At 62.2% G+C, this 17,509-nt stretch carries 15 protein-coding genes; 6 read left to right on the forward strand and 9 right to left on the reverse strand.

Features of this window, described 5'->3' with window-relative positions:
* Nucleotides 1–51 precede the first annotated feature (51 nt).
* The 4 genes from AC0C6X_RS02035 to AC0C6X_RS02050 are packed head-to-tail and all read right to left on the reverse strand — an operon-like array spanning nt 52 to nt 4,132.
* A complete protein-coding gene (locus AC0C6X_RS02035) occupies nt 52–870 on the reverse strand; it encodes an ABC transporter permease subunit (protein WP_173515655.1) in 819 nt (272 codons plus the stop codon).
* A gap of 3 nt (nt 871–873) precedes the next feature.
* Nucleotides 874–1,785: an ABC transporter permease subunit gene (locus tag AC0C6X_RS02040; RefSeq protein ID WP_472951655.1), complete on the reverse strand. Its 912-nt coding sequence runs from the start codon at nt 1,783–1,785 to the stop codon at nt 874–876.
* Nucleotides 1,786–1,789: 4 nt separating this feature from the next.
* Entirely contained in the window at nt 1,790–2,989 is a 1,200-nt protein-coding gene (locus AC0C6X_RS02045) for an ABC transporter ATP-binding protein (RefSeq protein WP_432704667.1), read from the reverse strand.
* Between the two features lie 48 nt (nt 2,990–3,037).
* Nucleotides 3,038–4,132, reverse strand: a complete 1,095-nt coding sequence (locus tag AC0C6X_RS02050; RefSeq protein WP_173515652.1) for a polyamine ABC transporter substrate-binding protein — start codon at nt 4,130–4,132, stop codon at nt 3,038–3,040.
* Nucleotides 4,133–4,468: 336 nt separating this feature from the next.
* Between AC0C6X_RS02050 and AC0C6X_RS02055 the strand changes: the two genes are divergently transcribed.
* Nucleotides 4,469–5,452 (forward strand): fatty acid desaturase family protein, encoded by a 984-nt coding sequence (locus tag AC0C6X_RS02055; RefSeq protein WP_173515651.1) that lies wholly within the window; start codon nt 4,469–4,471, stop codon nt 5,450–5,452.
* On the opposite strand, the gene AC0C6X_RS02060 is transcribed toward AC0C6X_RS02055, so the two are convergent.
* Nucleotides 5,446–6,855 carry a helix-turn-helix domain-containing protein gene (locus AC0C6X_RS02060; RefSeq protein WP_247958079.1) on the reverse strand — a complete coding sequence of 470 codons (1,410 nt, stop codon included), beginning with the start codon at nt 6,853–6,855 and terminating at the stop codon, nt 5,446–5,448. The genes AC0C6X_RS02055 and AC0C6X_RS02060 overlap by 7 nt on opposite strands.
* A gap of 227 nt (nt 6,856–7,082) precedes the next feature.
* On the opposite strand from AC0C6X_RS02060, the gene aceA reads away from it, so the two are divergent.
* From aceA to AC0C6X_RS02075, 3 genes are all read left to right on the forward strand, one after another.
* Nucleotides 7,083–8,372, forward strand: coding sequence for an isocitrate lyase (aceA, locus tag AC0C6X_RS02065; protein WP_173515649.1), 1,290 nt, complete (start codon nt 7,083–7,085; stop codon nt 8,370–8,372).
* A gap of 82 nt (nt 8,373–8,454) precedes the next feature.
* A complete protein-coding gene (locus AC0C6X_RS02070; RefSeq protein WP_173515648.1) occupies nt 8,455–8,694 on the forward strand; it encodes an SMc00767 family acetate metabolism repressor in 240 nt (79 codons plus the stop codon).
* 277 nt (nt 8,695–8,971) lie between these two features.
* Nucleotides 8,972–10,081 (forward strand): LuxR C-terminal-related transcriptional regulator, encoded by a 1,110-nt coding sequence (locus AC0C6X_RS02075; protein ID WP_173515647.1) that lies wholly within the window; start codon nt 8,972–8,974, stop codon nt 10,079–10,081.
* Nucleotides 10,082–10,148: 67 nt separating this feature from the next.
* Here the strand turns inward: AC0C6X_RS02075 and AC0C6X_RS02080 are convergent, their stop codons facing one another.
* Complete coding sequence (locus AC0C6X_RS02080; protein ID WP_472951661.1) at nt 10,149–11,018, reverse strand: LysR family transcriptional regulator; 870 nt, start codon at nt 11,016–11,018, stop codon at nt 10,149–10,151.
* 104 nt (nt 11,019–11,122) lie between these two features.
* Here AC0C6X_RS02080 and AC0C6X_RS02085 point away from each other — a divergent pair, with 104 nt between their 5' ends.
* Nucleotides 11,123–11,311: a hypothetical protein gene (locus AC0C6X_RS02085; RefSeq protein WP_472951663.1), complete on the forward strand. Its 189-nt coding sequence runs from the start codon at nt 11,123–11,125 to the stop codon at nt 11,309–11,311.
* 94 nt (nt 11,312–11,405) lie between these two features.
* Here the strand turns inward: AC0C6X_RS02085 and AC0C6X_RS02090 are convergent, their stop codons facing one another.
* The 3 genes from AC0C6X_RS02090 to AC0C6X_RS02100 all read right to left on the reverse strand — a co-directional run bounded on the left by AC0C6X_RS02090 (nt 11,406) and on the right by AC0C6X_RS02100 (nt 15,947).
* On the reverse strand, nt 11,406–13,928 hold the full coding sequence (locus tag AC0C6X_RS02090) for a methyl-accepting chemotaxis protein (protein ID WP_472951665.1): 2,523 nt from the start codon (nt 13,926–13,928) through the stop codon (nt 11,406–11,408).
* 452 nt (nt 13,929–14,380) lie between these two features.
* On the reverse strand, nt 14,381–14,527 hold the full coding sequence (locus tag AC0C6X_RS02095) for a hypothetical protein (RefSeq protein WP_173515643.1): 147 nt from the start codon (nt 14,525–14,527) through the stop codon (nt 14,381–14,383).
* A gap of 235 nt (nt 14,528–14,762) precedes the next feature.
* A complete protein-coding gene (locus AC0C6X_RS02100) occupies nt 14,763–15,947 on the reverse strand; it encodes a BaiN/RdsA family NAD(P)/FAD-dependent oxidoreductase (protein ID WP_472951669.1) in 1,185 nt (394 codons plus the stop codon).
* A gap of 124 nt (nt 15,948–16,071) precedes the next feature.
* Between AC0C6X_RS02100 and AC0C6X_RS02105 the strand changes: the two genes are divergently transcribed.
* A complete protein-coding gene (locus tag AC0C6X_RS02105) occupies nt 16,072–17,508 on the forward strand; it encodes a glutamine synthetase family protein (protein ID WP_173515641.1) in 1,437 nt (478 codons plus the stop codon).
* Nucleotide 17,509 lies beyond the last annotated feature (1 nt).

The following is a 17,509-nucleotide window of genomic DNA, read 5'->3' on the forward strand; positions in this document are numbered from 1 at the left end:
TGCAGTTCACAACAATAAAGCCGCTCACGCTAGGCGCGGGACCACTCCCGCTCAGGATTGGGCAAAGGCGGCGCGCTCGTCTCGCTCGCGCTGCGCCTCACGCTGCTTGGTAACGATGGAAGCAACGACGACCCCGATCGCGACGACGCCGATGAGGATGGTGCAGATCGCATTGATTTCCGGCGTCACGCCGAGCCGCACCTGGCTGTAGATCTTCATCGGCAGCGTCGTGGCACCCGGTCCCGTGGTGAAGCTCGAAATCACGAGATCATCGAGCGACAGCGTGAAGGCCAGCACCCAGCCGGAAAACACCGCCGGTGCAATGACCGGCAGCGTGATCGCAAAGAAGGTCCGGACCGGGGTAGCGCCGAGATCGAGTGCGGCCTCTTCGATCGACCGATCGAAGCTGAGCAACCGCGACTGCACGACGACGGCGACGAAGCACATGGTGAAGGTGATATGCGCCAGCGTGATCGTCCAGAAGCCGCGATCGAGGCCGATGGCGACGAAGAGCAGCAGGAGCGACAGGCCGGTGATCACCTCGGGCATGACGAGCGGCGCATAGACCATGCCGGAGAACAGCATGCGGCCGCGAAACCGGGTGTAGCGGACGAGCGCCAGCGCCGCGAGCGTTCCGAGCACCGTTGCACAGGTCGCAGAGATCAATGCGACGCGGATCGTCACCCAGGCGGCATCGAGCAGCGCCTGATTGTGCAAGAGCTGCGCATACCATTTGGTCGAAAAGCCGGCCCACACCGTGACGAGTTTCGACTCGTTGAAGGAGAAGATCACCAGAAGCACGATCGGCAGGTACAGGAACCCGAAGCCGAGCACGATCGAGGCGATGTTGAAGCGTGACCAGGTGCCCATGTCCTACCTCCCTTCGCTGTCGGCTTTCGCCTGCGCGTTCTGGAAGTAGACGATCGGCAGCACCAGGATCAGAAGCAGGATCGTCGCCACGGCGGAGGATACCGGCCAGTCGCGGTTGGCGTTGAACTCGTTCCAGAGCGTCTTGCCGATCATCAGCGTTTCCGAGCCGCCGAGCAGGTCGGGGATGACGAATTCGCCAACCGCCGGAATGAAGACGAGCAGGCAGCCGGCGACCACACCCGCCAGCGACAGTGGGAAAGTCACGCGCCAGAAAGCGGTGAACGGCGTGCAGCCAAGGTCGAGCGCGGCCTCCGTCAGCGTGTGGTCCATCTTCTCCAGCGAAGAATAGATCGGCAGCACCATGAAGGGCAGATAGGAATAGACGATGCCGATGTAGATCGCCCAGTTGGTGTTGAGAATGATCAAGGGCTGGTCGATCACGCCGGTCGCCAGGAGGAACTGGTTGAGCAGGCCCTCGGGCTTCAGGATCGCGATCCACGCATAAACGCGGATCAGGAAGCTCGTCCAGAACGGCAGGATCACCAGCATCAAGAGCGTCGGGCGGACGGTCTTCGGCGCCTTCGCCATGCCATAGGCGATCGGATAGGCGATCAGCAGCGTCATGACCGTCGAAATCGCCGCGATGATGACGCTCGACACATAGGCGTTGAAGTAGAGAACGTCTTCGGTGAGCCAGACGTAGTTGTCGAAACTGAACTCCCGCGCCTTCTCGACAATGCCCGACAGGCCGCCGAAGAGGTCGAAAACCGGCGTATAGGGCGGCATCGCCACTGCCGTCTGCGACAGCGAGATGCGGAAGACGATGAAGAAGGGGATCAGGAAGAAGAACAGCAGCCAGGCATAGGGGATGATGATGACGAGGCGGCTGAAGAGAGCGGATGCGACGCGCGTCATGGTCTCAATCCTTCAGAACGACGCCGGCGTCTTCGCCGAAGGAAACCCAGACTTCCTGATCGTAACCGAGCGGGTCCTCGACGGCACGCACCGCGTTCAACGACGATGCCTTGATCACCCGTCCGTCCTTCAGGCGCACATGAAAGACGGTCATGTCGCCAAGATAGCCGATATCCCAGATCTCACCCTGGACGGCGTTGACGGGCGCATTTGCCGGCGGCTGCCGGCTGACGCGGATCTTTTCCGGACGGACGGCGACCGCGGACCTGGCGCCGGCAGCCGGTCTTTCGGGAGACGCCATGCGGATGGGGAAGCCATTGGCGCCTTCGAGCCGCACATAGCCGCCCTCGGCTCCAGAAACCGCTCCCTCGAAAATGTTGACGTCGCCGATGAAGTCCGCAACGAAGCGGGAATTCGGCGCCTCGTAAATCTCGGCCGGGGTCGCGACCTGGATGACCTTGCCGTGGCTCATGACCGCGATGCGGTCAGCCATGGTCATCGCCTCCTCCTGGTCGTGCGTCACGACGACGAAGGTGAGGCCGAGTTCCTGCTGCAGATCCATCAGTTCGAACTGGGTTTCCTCGCGCAGCTTCTTGTCGAGCGCGCCGAGCGGCTCGTCGAGCAAAAGCACTTTCGGCCGCTTGGCGAGCGAGCGGGCGAGCGCGACGCGCTGACGCTGACCGCCGGAAAGCTGATGTGGTTTGCGCTGGGAGAACTTTTCGAGCTTCACCAGCTTCAGCATCTGCGCCACGCGCGCGGCGATATCCGCCTTCGGCATGCCGTCCTGCTTCAGGCCGAAAGCGATATTGTTCTCGACCGTCATGTGCGGAAAGAGCGCATAGGACTGGAACATCATGTTGACCGGGCGACGGTAAGGCGGAATGCCGGCGAGGCTCTGCCCGTCGAGAATGATCTCGCCTGAGGTCGGCTGTTCGAAACCGGCGAGCATGCGCAAGAGGGTTGACTTTCCGCAGCCGGAAGCGCCGAGGAGCGCAAAGAACTCGCGTGTGTAGATGTCCAGCGAGAGGTCGTCGACGGCGGTGAAGTCGCCGAACCGCTTTGTCACGTTCTTGACGGAAATGAATGGCTTGGAAGCGGGATCCGCCCAGGGGGCAAAGGACCGCCGGATACTGCCGAGAGACTTCATCATCAATCCCCGAATGATACAGCCGATCGGGCGCTCTTGTTTCTCCCCGGCGCCCATTAAGAAAATTGCCCGGATCTTGAGGTCCGGGCAATTCGTTTTCCGCTCTTACTGGCCGGTTACGACCTTTGTCCAGAGTCGGGTCAATACCCTCTGTTCTTTCGCCTCGAAGGGCGTCACCGTGAACAGTTTCTGCATCACCTCATCCGACGGATAGATGGCGGTGTCTTCCAAAACGGCCTTGTCGAGGAACTGCTGCGAGGCCTTGTTGCCGTTGGCGTAGAAGACATAATTCGATGCTTTGGCGACCACTTCCGGCTTCATCATGTAGTTGAGGAAGGCGTGGGCTTCCTCGACGTGCTGCGCATCGGCGGGGATCGCGAACATGTCGAACCACATCTGCGCGCCCTGCGACGGGATCGCGTAGTCGACGGTCACGCCGGCCTTCGCCTCCGCCGCACGGTCACGGGCCTGGAAGACGTCACCGGAGAAGCCAACTGCGAGGCAGATGTCGCCGTTGGCGAGCGCGTTGATGTATTCCGAGGAGTGGAACTTGCGCACATAGGGGCGGATGCTTGCCAGGAGATCGGCCGCCTTTTCCAGATCGGCGGCCTCATGGCTGTCCGGATTGAGGCCGAGATAGGCGAGCGCCGAAGGCATGACGTCGGTCGGGGAATCGAGGATGTGGATGCCGCAATCCTTGAACTTCGCTGCCAGTTCCGGATTGAAGATGACGTCCCAATTGGGCTTCGCGTCCGTGCCCAGGATCGCCTTCATCTTGTCGACATTGTAGCCGATGCCGGTCGTGCCCCACATGTAGTCGACGGCGTATTCGTTGCCCGGATCGTACTTCGCCGTACGCTCCATGATCACGTCCCACATGTTGGAAAGGTTCGGCAGCTTCGACTTGTCGAGCTTCTGGAACACGCCGGCGGCGATCTGCCGCTGCAGGAAGGTTGCCGTCGGCACGACGACGTCGTAGCCCGAGCCGCCCGCCAGCAGCTTCGTCTCCAGGATCTCGTTGGAATCGAAGACGTCATAGACGACCTTAATGCCGGTCTCCTTGGTGAAGTCTTCCAGAATGCTGCTGTCGATGTAATCCGACCAGTTGTAGACGTTGACCACGCGCTCCTGCGCCGAGGCCAGCATGGTCGAACCGGCCAGCACGACTGCCGCCAGGGTTGTGACGATGAGCTTGGACATACAACTCCCCTCTTGGTTTTCATTTCGGGGCCCCGGCATGCGGAGGCACCGTCCAATCCGTTTCGCTCAGGCGGCGAGGTTAGGCATGTTTCTCGATAACCTCAAGCGCTTTCGTGGCGATAAAAGAGCGCGCCGCGCCAGTCGGCATTTTTCACAAGTCGAGGAAAATCGGGCACTTATGCCGAACCGCCGTGCCGCAGCTCAAACCTGCCGGTACCGCCTGCCACAGTTAACCATGTCGGATGCTCGACATGGACGAGCCGAGGTTTACAATTGATTAACCATGATCGCCGTGCGAATTTTCCGCCGGTTGTGCATCAAGCGGTGGGTATTGCGATGGGCGAGAAGATCATTGGCGAGAGCACCCCGGACGGGCGAAGCCGCAGGATCGATCCCAGGGAGTTGAAACGCCTGTCGGTGCTCGAGCCGCGAAAGGCGTTGGGCGCCATCGCTTTCGATTGGGCGATGATCGCAGCGGCGATCGCCGTCAGCGAATATGCCGGCAATCCTCTCGTCTATCTGATCGCCGTGGTGCTGATTGCGGGACGCATGCATGCGCTCGGTTGCATGATCCACGAGGCGGCGCATTACCGCATCATCCCCAACCGAAAACTCAGCGACGGGATGAGCGACCTGCTGCTCGCCTGGCCCGTGCTCGCAACCGTCGACGGCTATCGCCAGAACCATCTCGCCCACCACCAGCATGCCAATACCGACGAGGATCCGGATTGGACCGCGAAGCTCGGCATGCCACAATTCACCTTCCCGCAGAAGGCTGCCCGCGGCATCGTTCAGTTGCTCGGCTACCTCATCGCGGTCAATTCGCTGCGTGACATGCTGCATATGGCCAAGCGGATGGGAAAGAACGACCGCTCGACGCTCCGGTACAAGCTGCTACGCATCGGCTTCTATGTGGCCGCTACGGCGGTCTTCACGCTGCTCGGCATCTGGCGGGAAGTGGCGCTCTATTGGGTGGTTCCGTTCCTTACCTTCTTCTGCCTGTTCCTCTACATACGCAGCGTCGCGGAGCATTTCGGCAGCATGGACTATGGCGACGAATTGACGAGTTCACGGACCGTCTATCCGCATGCCTGGGAGAAGCTGTTCTTCGCCCCCCACAACATCAACTATCACCTCGAACACCATCTCTATCCGGGCGTGCCCTTCTACAATCTGCCGGAACTGCACGCGATCCTGATGCGCAACAAGGCCTATGCGGACAAGGCGCACATTACGCGCGGCTACACCACCGGACTGCCAGTGGAATGCTTCGCGCCGAACGCACCGCTGCTGCCGAACCGGCATCCCGTCAGCTACTGAAAATCGAAGACGCTGAGCCCTGTTGCCATCTCATCGAGCCCAAGCGGTCGCGTGACCGGCGGTTCGGCGCGTGCGAGACAGCCCTGCCGCTCGCAGAGCCGGCAGGCGGCACCAACCGCGACCGCCGGCGGCAGCGCCGAAGCGTAGACGACCTCGTCGGCGAAGGATGCCTCGCAACCGAGAAGCAGGGCCGTGCGCCTGACCCGCTCCTGGAACGCCGCCTGCGGGCCGTCCAGCGTGCGCGCCACCGTCAGAAACGCAGCGCCATCCGGCATTTCGACCCGGTCGACCAGAACCTGCCCCGGCACCGAAAAGGCGGCATGAATATTGAGCTTCGGACAGCCTCCACCAAACTTCGCCTGCGGGAAGCCGGCTGCGCCGGCCCGCCGCAGGCGGTGGCCGGCATTGTCGATCTCCATCAGGAAGAACGGCACGCCTTGCGCTCCGGGCCGCTGCAGCATGGTCAGCCGATTGGCGACCTGCTCGAAGGAGACCTGGAAGCGGGCACGCAACACATCGACATCATATTTCGCGCGCTGGGCGGCGGCGAAGAAGGCGGCATAGGGCATCATCAGCGCATGCGCGCCGTAGCGCGCAAGCTCGAAGCGGGCGATGCGGCGCGCCTCTGCAGTCGAGAAACGCAAGGGCTCGAGCTCGGCGATGATCGCTTCGTGGCAGGCGATCGACACCGCCTCCATGGCGATCTCGCGCAGTTGGTCATAGGGCGACAGCCGCTCGGAGATGAAGAGGCGCATGGAATGCCGATCGAAACGGCGGCGCAGATTGGGCATCGCATGTACCGGCAGGCTGCGAACGACCAAGCCATGTTCCTTCTTCAGCCAGTTCTTGAGCGCGCCCATGAGATCATCACCGGGCGACAGCGCCGCGTGAAAGGTTTCCGCCGCCGCCTCTATCGCAGCAAAATGGTTGGGCCTGGCCTCGAAGGTTTCCCGAACCTCGTCCATCGGCAGCCGCGTACCCGAAAGGGCCTCCATATGCCCCTGCCCCGCCAGCAGATCGGCAAGATCCTTGAGGCGCGCGGCCTGCTCGCGATAGGCGCGATAGAGCTTGACGACACCGCCCGCGGCATTGGGAGCGGCCTCCGCCACCTCGATCAGCTCCTGCTCCCCCGGCAGCTCGGCTGATAGCAGCGGATCGGCGAAGACTTCGCGCAACTGTGCGAGACTGCCGCCGGTTTCTCCCTGCAGTTCGTCGAGATCGACCTTGTAGACCGAGGCGAGTTTCAGGAGCAGTTGCACCGTCAGCGGCCGCTGATTGCGCTCGATCAGATTGAGGTAGGACGGCGAGATGCCGAGCGCCTCGGCCATGGCCGTCTGCGTCAGCGACAGGCCATTGCGAATACGCCTGACCCGCGGACCGGCGAAGATCTTGTTCTCGGCCATTTGTAACTACCTTTACAATCGCGAAGCACATAACATTTTACATCTTTTACAAGTTTACTTCGCGCTTCTGTCAAAGGCAAGACAAGATAACCCTTTTGGCCTCGCCATTTCAATGTTTCCAATAGCCGAATGCCGCAGCGCAATGTAAAAACTGTCACATGAACTCGAAACATGAAGCACCGTACGACGAAAGTCGAATGGATGTGAAATTTTGACAGGAGGATGTAATGACTGAATTTTACAAGCTTGTTCCGAGCGCACCGCAAGGCCGCTTCGATGGCGTCGACCGCCCCTATAGCGCAGAGACCGTGAAGCGGCTGCGCGGGTCGGTCGAGATCCGTTATTCGCTGGCCGAAATGGGCGCGAACCGCTTGTGGAAACTCATTCACGAGGAAGACTTCGTCAATGCGCTTGGGGCGCTCTCCGGCAATCAGGCCATGCAGATGGTCCGCGCCGGCCTGAAGGCGATCTACCTCTCCGGCTGGCAGGTCGCCGCCGACGCCAACACCGCCTCGGCCATGTATCCCGACCAGTCGCTCTATCCGGCCAATGCGGCGCCGGAACTCGCCAAGCGCATCAACCGCACGCTGCAGCGCGCCGACCAGATCGAAACCTCCGAAGGCAAGGGCCTTTCGGTCGATACCTGGTTCGCACCGATCGTCGCCGACGCCGAAGCCGGCTTCGGCGGCCCGCTCAACGCCTTCGAGATCATGAAGGCCTTCATCGAGGCCGGTGCTGCCGGCGTCCACTATGAGGACCAGCTCGCTTCCGAAAAGAAGTGCGGTCACTTGGGCGGCAAGGTGCTGATCCCGACGGCGGCCCATATCCGCAACCTGAACGCCGCGCGGCTTGCCGCCGACGTCATGGGTACGCCGACGCTCGTCATCGCCCGTACCGATGCGGAAGCGGCAAAGCTGCTCACCTCGGATATCGACGAGCGCGATCGGCCCTTCGTCGATTATGACGCCGGCCGCACGGTCGAGGGCTTCTACCAGGTGAAGAACGGCCTCGAGCCCTGCATCGCCCGCGCGGTCGCCTATGCGCCGCATTGCGACCTGATCTGGTGCGAAACCTCGAAGCCGGATCTGGAGCAGGCCCGCAAGTTCGCCGAGGGTGTGCACAAGGCGCATCCGGGGAAGCTGCTCGCCTACAATTGCTCGCCGTCGTTCAATTGGAAGAAGAACCTCGACGACGCGACGATCGCCAAGTTCCAGCGCGAACTCGGCGCGATGGGCTACAAGTTCCAGTTTATCACGCTCGCCGGCTTCCATCAGTTGAACTTCGGCATGTTCGAGCTGGCGCGCGGCTACAAGGCGAGGCAGATGGCCGCCTATTCCGAGCTGCAGGAAGCGGAATTCGCGGCAGAAGCCAATGGCTACACCGCGACGAAGCACCAGCGTGAGGTGGGCACCGGCTATTTCGACGCCGTCTCGCTGGCGATCACCGGCGGCCAGTCCTCGACAACCGCCATGAAGGAATCGACCGAGCACGACCAGTTCCGCCCGGCCGCAGAGTGAAAGACCGGCGGGAGCGTGGCAATCCCTGCCCGCCGCGCTCCTGCCGCCAGAACCATAGCCTCGAACCTCAAGGAGAAGTTCAATGACAGTCCAGACACGCGTCAAGGAACGGGCCGAGGAACAGTCTTCGGCGATGACCCCGGACCAGCAGGCAGCGATCCGCATGGTTGCCAACGACCTGCACCGCCTCAACCAGTCCGTCATGAAGGCCGTCGATGCCGGCGTATCTGTCGAGCTCGTTCGCTCGGCTCGCCACCACGGCGGCGAAGGCAACTGGGGCGATCTCCTGATCCCTGTCATCGTAACCCAGGGCAAGCCATGACACTCATTGCGATGACGCTTGCGATGGCCCTGCTTTCGTCGGCTTCATTTCAGCCGGCGGCGGCAATCAGAGCGGCGAAAGCAATCCAAGGTTGATAGCCGCAATATCATGGCGAAGATGCGATGGCGCCAGAGATCGGAATGGCCGGCGGGAATGCCGGCCATTCGGCGTTGCGGCGCTGAATCGTGTTCCAACAACTTCTTCGTTATGCCATTTCAAGTTGATCGCGGTGCGCTGCGGCTTATATTAGCCCAGCCTATCTTAGGTTGGGGCGAGCATGTATCGATCGACGAAAGCTGCCGATACGGCCGAATTGACGGAGCTCATCTACGGCGCCGCCTTTGGTGACTGTGGCTGGCAGGACCTTCTTGACCGGCTGACGACGACAATGCCGGACGGGCGCTCGGCGCTCCATTATCACGATCTCACGTCGCCAACGACATGCGTGCCCTATGTCTCCGGCTTTACGCCGGATGCCATCGATCAATTCAACAACCACTTCGCGGCGATCAATCCCTGGATACCGAAGTCGGTGCTGGTGCCGGTAGGGCGCGGTCTTGCCGGCGAACATATCGTCTCGCGCGCGGACCTGGTGAAATCGGAGTTCTACAATGACTGGCTGAAGGGCCAGACCGGCTGCGAAACCACCGTGGGCGTGACCATCGTACGCAGTCCGACACGCACATTGCTCGTATCGACCTGCACCTCATCGACGGACGAAGAGCTCAACCGGCGGGCGGCCGATCAATACACCCTTCTTGCGCCCCACCTGAAGCGCGCCTTCGACTTCCTGCGCCGGCGCGACCTGATGATGGCCGAACAGCATGAAGGCCGGACGCTGCTCGATACGATCGGCATCGGCGTCATCTATGTCGGCGACAATCTGCGCATCCGATCGATGAACGACAACGCCGAACGGATGGCGGCGAAGGGCTCTCCGTTTCGCGTGACGATCAACGGGCGCCTGGTCATGGACGAACCGGAAACCAATGCAGCACTCGAGCTTCTGGCCTCGCCGGTCGGCACTCCGGCTCAGCCGCAGGTTCGTCTCGTCAGGGCCGCGGAGGATGGCGCCTTTCGGATCACGCTGGTCCGGCGGAGCGCCAGCATCTTCACCGAGCTCCTCGACGGACCCACGGTCGCCGTGCTGATCGAGCCGGCGACCTCGCTCGTTTTCGACCAGCGCCTCAGCCACCTGAGAGACAGCTATGGCCTTACGCCGGCCGAACTCCGCATCGCTTCCGGCGTCGCTGCCGGTCTGACGCTGAAGGAAATGTCGCGGGCCAACGGCGTCAGCTACGAGACGATCCGCACGCAGCTCAAGAGCATCTATGCCAAGACCCGGGTCAATTCGCAGGCCGCCCTCGTCAAGCTCCTGATGCGCTGACCAAAGGCGCCGTCATCCAATTTGGCAATCCTGCAGCGCCGGCAGGACGCAAGCCGGCCCCACGCGCTCAGCCGCGTCGCGGCCTCTTTCCGGCAAAGACGTCGGCATGGCTGCGCAACAGCTTCGTCATGCGGTCGACCACAGTGCGGATTTCCTTTCGGTGCCGGTCCTCGTTGTTCATCACGATCCATTGGCGGTGCCTCAGCGCGGGAATCTCCTCGCCTGCCCGCTCCAGCATCGGATCGAGGTCACCGACGAAGCAGGGCAGGACAGCGCAACCGGCGCCTGCCCGGGCGAGATCCAAGAGCGAACGCGGCCGTGTGATGGTCGCGACAATCCTGCCTTCTGCCTGTTGGTGGGGCCAGCGAAGATAGGCCGAGATTGCCTCCTCCTCACCCACTGCCACCCACCGGGTGTTGGCAGCCGCCGGTGCGTTCTTCTGGCGATAGGCGGCATAGGCGACGTCACCGACCGGGCTCGCCGCCAGATAGGTTTCCTCGGGCTCGAAGGCCCGGATGCCGATGTCGGTCTCGCGATAGGCGAGGCTGGCGCGGGTCTCGCCGACGGTCATCGCCAGGCTGAAACCATCCCTCTCGCTGCAAAGCGCCGGGAAATTCTCCGCGAGCAGCCAGGCAATCCAGGTGCCGACGGTGATGCGGACGGTCGCGCCTTCACCCTCGCGCCGCCAGCTCTCGACCCGGCGCGCCGCCGCCTCCATCTCCTGAAGCTGCTCGAAAAGGAGCTCGCCGTCGCCGGTGAGCTGGTAACCGGTCTGGCTGCGCAGGAACAGGGAGCGGCCCGTCCGCTCCTCGAGCTCCAGCATCCGCCGTCCGACCGTGGCAGGGCTCGAACCGAGCGCCTGTGCGGCGCCGGTAAGGCCACCGGTGCGCGCCACGCTCATGAAACAGCGATAGATGTCCCAATCCAGGTTTTTCATTGCTGAAAAACATAGGCCGATTTCCGCTGTATGTAAAACTGCTTTGGATGCATAAAAGAAGTGATGCCCATCAAACGAGGAGCATCACCATGGAAATGATGGCAATGGTCTATATCGCCGACATGGCCCTGAAAAACCGGCGTTGGGACGAAGACTTCGATCCGAAGCCGCCGGGACTTCTTCGGCGCATGTTTGACGCCTTGGCCGCCAAGATTGCCGAGCGGCGCAGGAGACGCCTCGGCGCCGAAAAAAAGAGCACCGCAGAGCCTTGCGGCCACGCGGTGCAATGTTAGCCCCTGCCCTTGTTATGTCGCACGGCAATACCGATTGCCGTGCGTCCGTCCGAAGGCGGACGACCGCCGTCGGCGAATTCGATTGCCGGCCGCCTCAGGCGGCCCGGTAGCCGTAGTCGTCCGCCTCCGGCTCCAGCCGGAACTGCTCGACGAGCATCATCAATGTGTCCGCCTGGTGCGCGAGCGACCGGCTCGTCGCCGTCGCCTCCTCGACCATCGAAGCGTTCTGCTGCGTCATCTGGTCCATCTGGTTAACCGAGCCGTTGACCTCGTTGAGCGCTACGGCCTGATCGCGGCTTGCGGTCGCGATCATCTCGACATGCTGGCTGACGGTGACGATCTGCGCGCTGATCGATGCCAGCACTTCGCCCGTTTGCTTGACCAGGTGCGAGCCGGCATTGACCTCGTTGGTCGACTTGTTGATGAGACCCTTGATCTCGCGCGCGGCTCCCGCCGAGCGCTGCGCCAGTTCACGCACTTCCTGGGCAACAACGGCAAAGCCCTTGCCCGCTTCACCCGCACGCGCCGCCTCGATACCGGCGTTCAGCGCCAAGAGATTGGTCTGGAAGGCGATGTCGTCGATCACCTCGATGATCTGTTCGATCTGGCGCGAGGCTTCTTCGATGCGCCCCATGGCGGCAATCGCGTTGGTGACGACGGTCGCCGAGCTGTCGGCGCTCCGCTTCGTCTGGATCACGGCATGGTTGGCTTCCCCGGCACGCTCGGCCGAGGAGCGAACGGTCGCGGTGATCTGGTCGACGGCGGCAGCCGTTTCTTCGAGCGATGCGGCCTGGGCTTCCGTCCGCTTCGACAGCGAGTCCGCGGCATGGTGCATGCTGGAGCCGCTTTCCTGGATCGCCTGCGCATTGGCGCGGATCTGCGACAGCGTGTCCTGTAGGCGGATCAACGAGCCATTGAAGTCCTTGCGCAACTGTTCGAGGCGACCATGGAAGGGAACCTCGATCTGGCGCGAGAGATCGCCCTGCGCCAGGCGGCCGAGGCCGGCGGCAAGTTCGCTGACGGCCAGATCGATCTGGCGATCGAGTTCGCGCTTCTCCTGGTCGTTACGGCTGCGCTCGATTTCGGCACGGGCGCGCTGCTCTTCGCTCTCGGCCTCGATGCGGACCTTGGAAAGCGCGTTCTCCTTGAACACGCCAAGCGCCCGCGCCATGTCGCCGATTTCGTCGCGGCGCGCATCGCCGTCGATCGCTGTGTCGAGACGGCCGTCTGCGAGGCGACGCATGGCAGCAGTGATCTGGCCGATCGGCTTCTTCAGCGTCAGCGTCAGCGCAATGCCGGCAAGCAACGCGATCACCACGCCGGCGACGGTTGCCGCCACCGAGATCTGGTTTGCCTCCTGGCGTTCCGTTCCGGCGGCGACCTTCTGCCGCTCGGCAAAGCTGGTGAGATCGCCCCAGATCTGGTCGATCGACTGGCCAGCGGCGTCGAAATCGGCGGTCCGCTTGACGGTGATCTCGACAAGCGCTGCGGCATCCTTCTTCACCGCCGTCAAGATCGGCATCAGCGTATCGGCGATCTTGTCGAAGGAAGCACCGTCGCTGGCAACGCCACGCAGCGTTGCCATGTTCTGCTGGACGGCAAGCGACTTATCGAGCAGCTTCTGGCGGTTTTCTTCGTTGGTCTGGCCCATGAAGGTGGCGGCGGAAATCTGGATGTCCGTGATCGACCCGGCGAGCCGGCGGGTCGCGGTCAGCACCGATTCCGTCGCGACGATCTGCTCGTCGAGTTCGGCGAAGATCCGCGTCGCGTCCCGCATCTTGCCGACCGATGCCGCCTCCAGCCGGAAGCTCGCGGTGCGGAAACGGTCGACATATTTGGAGATGCCGGCGAGCGTCTCCGGGGCGGCCGGCGCCTTCAGCAGCGCGCCGATCTCGCTCGAGGCCGAGGTGATCGTTTCCATCAGCGACTTCTCGTCCTTCGGCAGCAGGCGGAAAATGTCGCGCTCGGTGCGGCCGATCATCGGGAAGCGCTCCTTGACCGCCTTCAGCTTGTCCTCGACGGAGATCGCCTTGCTGACTTCGGTGCCGAATTCGTTGAAGAAGCGGCTGGCGCGCATCAGCTTCTCGGCTTCGCGCAGCATGGTCTTGGCGGCGTTTTCGCTTTTCCGCACGGCATATTGCAGCCGGTTCGACTCCTCGTTGATCTTGGAGCGCTCGATCAGCAACGCGTCGAGGTTCGCCGCCATCGCCGCGCGCAGTTCCTGCTCACCGACATGCAGCTTCCAGAGACCGTCGATGCGCGCCTCGATGTCGTTTGTCGCGGCGATTGCGGCGGTCAGTTCGTCCTGGCCGCTCTGACCGGCGACCTGGGCGGCCGTCGCCGCAAGCACGTCCTTCTGGGCCGAAATCTTCGACTGGACGGCTTCCCTGGTTTCCTCGGTCGTGGAATGCAGGAAGGCGTTCATGCCCGCATAGACATCCTTGAAACCGCTCAATGTCTGCAGCACGCTGTTCGAAATCTCCATGCGCCCCTGAAGCAGGCCCGACGCATAAAGGCCGGTGATACCGACGGCACAGATGCTGACGACGAAGGGCAGGATGAAAAAGAGCACCTTCGTCTGGATCTTGAAACGGGCAAGAATTCTATCAATGAACATGGAAAACACCTTGGCTCGCAGCTCGCATTCGCCTCCCCCGGCGGCTCGAGACGTCTTCGCATTCAACGACTGGGCGTGAAGGCGTAGACGATCGAGAGCCACCCGATGCGCAAACAGGCTGATGTTTTTCGGAAAATCATACGGCGCACGCCGTCAGTCCGTCGGCAATCATTGCGGATCCACGTCGCCGCCCCTACAGCGCCGCGCGTCTTTTAAGACGCGCAAAGGTCGCTGTAGGACTTTGATTTGCTGCATGTCTCCTTAAATCGAGGTCGATTTAAGGAGACATGCAGTAGGCAACGCGAACCTGACGAAACTCACTTCGTCGTACTATTTAATTTGAACGATTAAAATTTGTATAAGCGCGATCGCCTGCGGCAGAAAATCCGAAGGAGCGCGGGGCGCCTCAACTGCGCCCGAGGAACCGGCCGTCTAAAGCCGGTCGCCTGAGATCAGAACCAAAGGGCCGGAAGAGCTGCGAGGGCGGCAACGGCGAAAAAAGCGATCAGTGCGAGGCGCGTGATTGCGGCCTTCTGCTGACGGCTTTCGTCGGTGCGGGCGATCGCTATGGCACGGGGACGGCGGCTTGGTTGGTTCATGGCATCCTGTCCTTGTCACATCGACCGGCAACCATCGACCCGGATGAACCGGCTTGCCAGTCACACATATATTGCAGCCATGCCGTGGCGGAGGAAAGTCAAAAAATGGGAAACAGTGTTATTTCCGTTTATGTGACAATCCGATCTCACCAACCGCCGGCTGTGCCGACAAAAACAGAGGTTCGATCAGACCCGTTAACAATCGTTGAAGCCCAACCGGCCAAAAGCGGGGAGATTACACATCCTGCCCGGCGGCAAAGCCCGATGCCCAGGCCCATTGGAAATTGTAGCCGCCGAGCCAGCCGGTCACATCGACGCATTCGCCGATGAAGTAGAGACCCGGCACCGCCTTCGCCTGCATCGTCTTGGAATCGAGCCCATTGGTATCGACGCCGCCGAGCGTGACTTCGGCGGTACGATAGCCTTCCGAACCGGCGGGCTTGATCGTCCAGGCCTGGATCGAGGACGAAAGCTGCTCGATCGTCTTGTCCGAGAGGTCGGCCAACTGGCGCCCGGTCAGCTTCGCGCCCTCGACGAAAAACTGCGCAAGCCGGCGCGGCAGGATATCACCGAGCGCCGTCTGCACCGCCTGCTTGCCGTGGGTGCGCCGGATTTCCTTGAGGATTGAAGCGATGTCGATGTCGGGCATCAGCCGCAGCACGATTTCCAGTCCTTCGCGCCAATAGGACGAGATCTGCAGGATCGCGGGGCCGCTCAGGCCGCGATGGGTAATCAGCACTGCCTCGCGAAAGGCTGTCTTGCCGCACCGGGCTTCGGCGTCGGCAGCGACGCCCGACAGCTCGCCGATCGTTTCGAGCTGCGCCGGATCGAGGGTCAGGGGCACGAGGCCCGGCCGCGTTTCGACGATGCCAAGCCCGAACTGCTCGGCGATCCGGTAGGCGAACCCGGTCGCTCCCATCTTCGGGATCGACTTGCCGCCACTGGCGATGACGAGCGATTGCGCATCGATGGGCCCCTCATCCGTCATGACGCGGAAGCCCGCGCCATGGCGTTCGACGCTTTCGATCGTTGTCTCCAGCCGCAACTCGGCGTGCACGTCGCGCATTTCTGCGAGCAGCATCCTGATGATGTCCTTGGCCGAATGGTCACAGAAGAGCTGGCCAAGCGTCTTTTCGTGCCAGGCGATGCCGTGCCTTTCGACCAGTGCAAGGAAATCGCGCGGCGTGTATCGCGCCAGTGCCGACTTCGAGAAATGGGGATTTGCCGAAAGGAAGTTCTTCGGCCCCGCATGGATGTTGGTAAAATTGCAGCGACCACCGCCGGAGATGCGGATCTTCTCGCCGGGCGCCCTGGCATGGTCGAGCACGAGCACGCGGCGCCCGCGCTTGCCCGCCTCGATGGCGCACATCATGCCCGCGGCACCGGCGCCGATGATGACCACGTCCTTCTTTTCAGCCACGAAACACCCCAGCTCTTTTGTCTTTCCTTCCCGATGGCGGAGACGAAAGTCAATGACGAAGCCCATCTAGCCAATTGCCAATCTGCGGTTATGATGCGCTATCCGAAGCCAAAACCGGTGATTTATGCCCTCCAAGAGAAGTGCTGCCCAACAAACAACGAAAATCAGCAAGACCTCGAAAATTCCCCCCGCCCTGCATTCCCTCCGCGGCGTGAAGACCTGGAAGGAAGCCACGGACTGGCTCAAGATCCGCGGCATCGAAGACATCGAATGCATCACGCCCGACCTCGCCGGCGTGCCGCGCGGCAAGATGATGCCGACCTCGAAATTCACTTCCAACACCTCGCTGGCGCTGCCCTCGGCAATCTACCGCCACACGATTTCGGGCGAATATCCTGATGAAACCGGGCAGTTCCGCTACGATTCCCGCGATAGCGACATCAAGCTCGTGCCCGACCTCTCGACCCTTTCGGTCGTGCCCTGGGAAACCGACCCGACGGCGCAGGTGATCTGCGACATCGTCGGCTCGCAGGGCGAACAGATCAGCTACACACCGCGCGCCGTGCTGAAGCGCGTGGTCGATCTCTACAGGCAGAAGGGTTGGAAGCCGGTGGTGGCACCGGAAATCGAGTTCTATCTCGTCGCCCAGAACGACGACCCGGACTATCCGCTGCATCCGCCGAAAGGCCGCTCGGGCCGCTCCATCCTTGGCGGCCAGGGCTATTCGATCGCCGGCATCAACGAGTTCGACGAACTGATCGACGACATCTACCACTTCTCCGAGAAGCAGGGCCTCGAGATCGACACGCTGATCCACGAGGAGGGTCCGGCCCAGCTCGAGATCAACCTTCGCCATGGCGACCCGATCGAGCTCGCCGACCAGGTCTTCCTGTTCAAGCGCACGATCCGCGAGGCGGCGCTGAAGCACGGCATCTATGCGACCTTCATGGCCAAGCCGATGCAGGGCCAGCCGGGTTCGGCGATGCACATCCACCAGTCGGTGGTCGAGATCAACACCGGCCGGAACCTGTTCTCGAACCCGGACGGTTCGGCATCGAAGGAGTTCTTCCACTTCATCGGCGGCATGCAGCACTACGTGCCGCGCACACTGGTCATGATGGCGCCCTACGTGAATTCCTATCGCCGACTGACGCCCGACATGTCGGCGCCGGTCAACACCGCCTGGGGCTACGACAACCGCACGACGGCTTTCCGCATTCCGGTGTCGGAACCGATCGCCCGGCGCATCGAGAACCGGCTGCCGAGCTCGGATGCCAATCCCTACCTGGCGCTCGCCGCCTCGCTCGCCTGCGGTTATCTCGGCATCATCGAACAGCGCGAGCCGACGGCACCGACCGAGGACACGGCAAACGAGGGTGAGATCCTCCTGCCGCGCGGCCTGCTCGAAGCGGTCGCCCTGCTGGAATCGGCACCATCGCTTGCGGAGGTGCTGAGCCCCGAGTTCATCGCCATCTATGCCGGCGTCAAACGCGGCGAGTTCGAGACCTTCATGCAGGTCATCAGCCCCTGGGAACGCGAATTCCTGCTTCTCAACGTCTGAC

Source organism: Ensifer sp. VA4 (assembly GCF_055710065.1).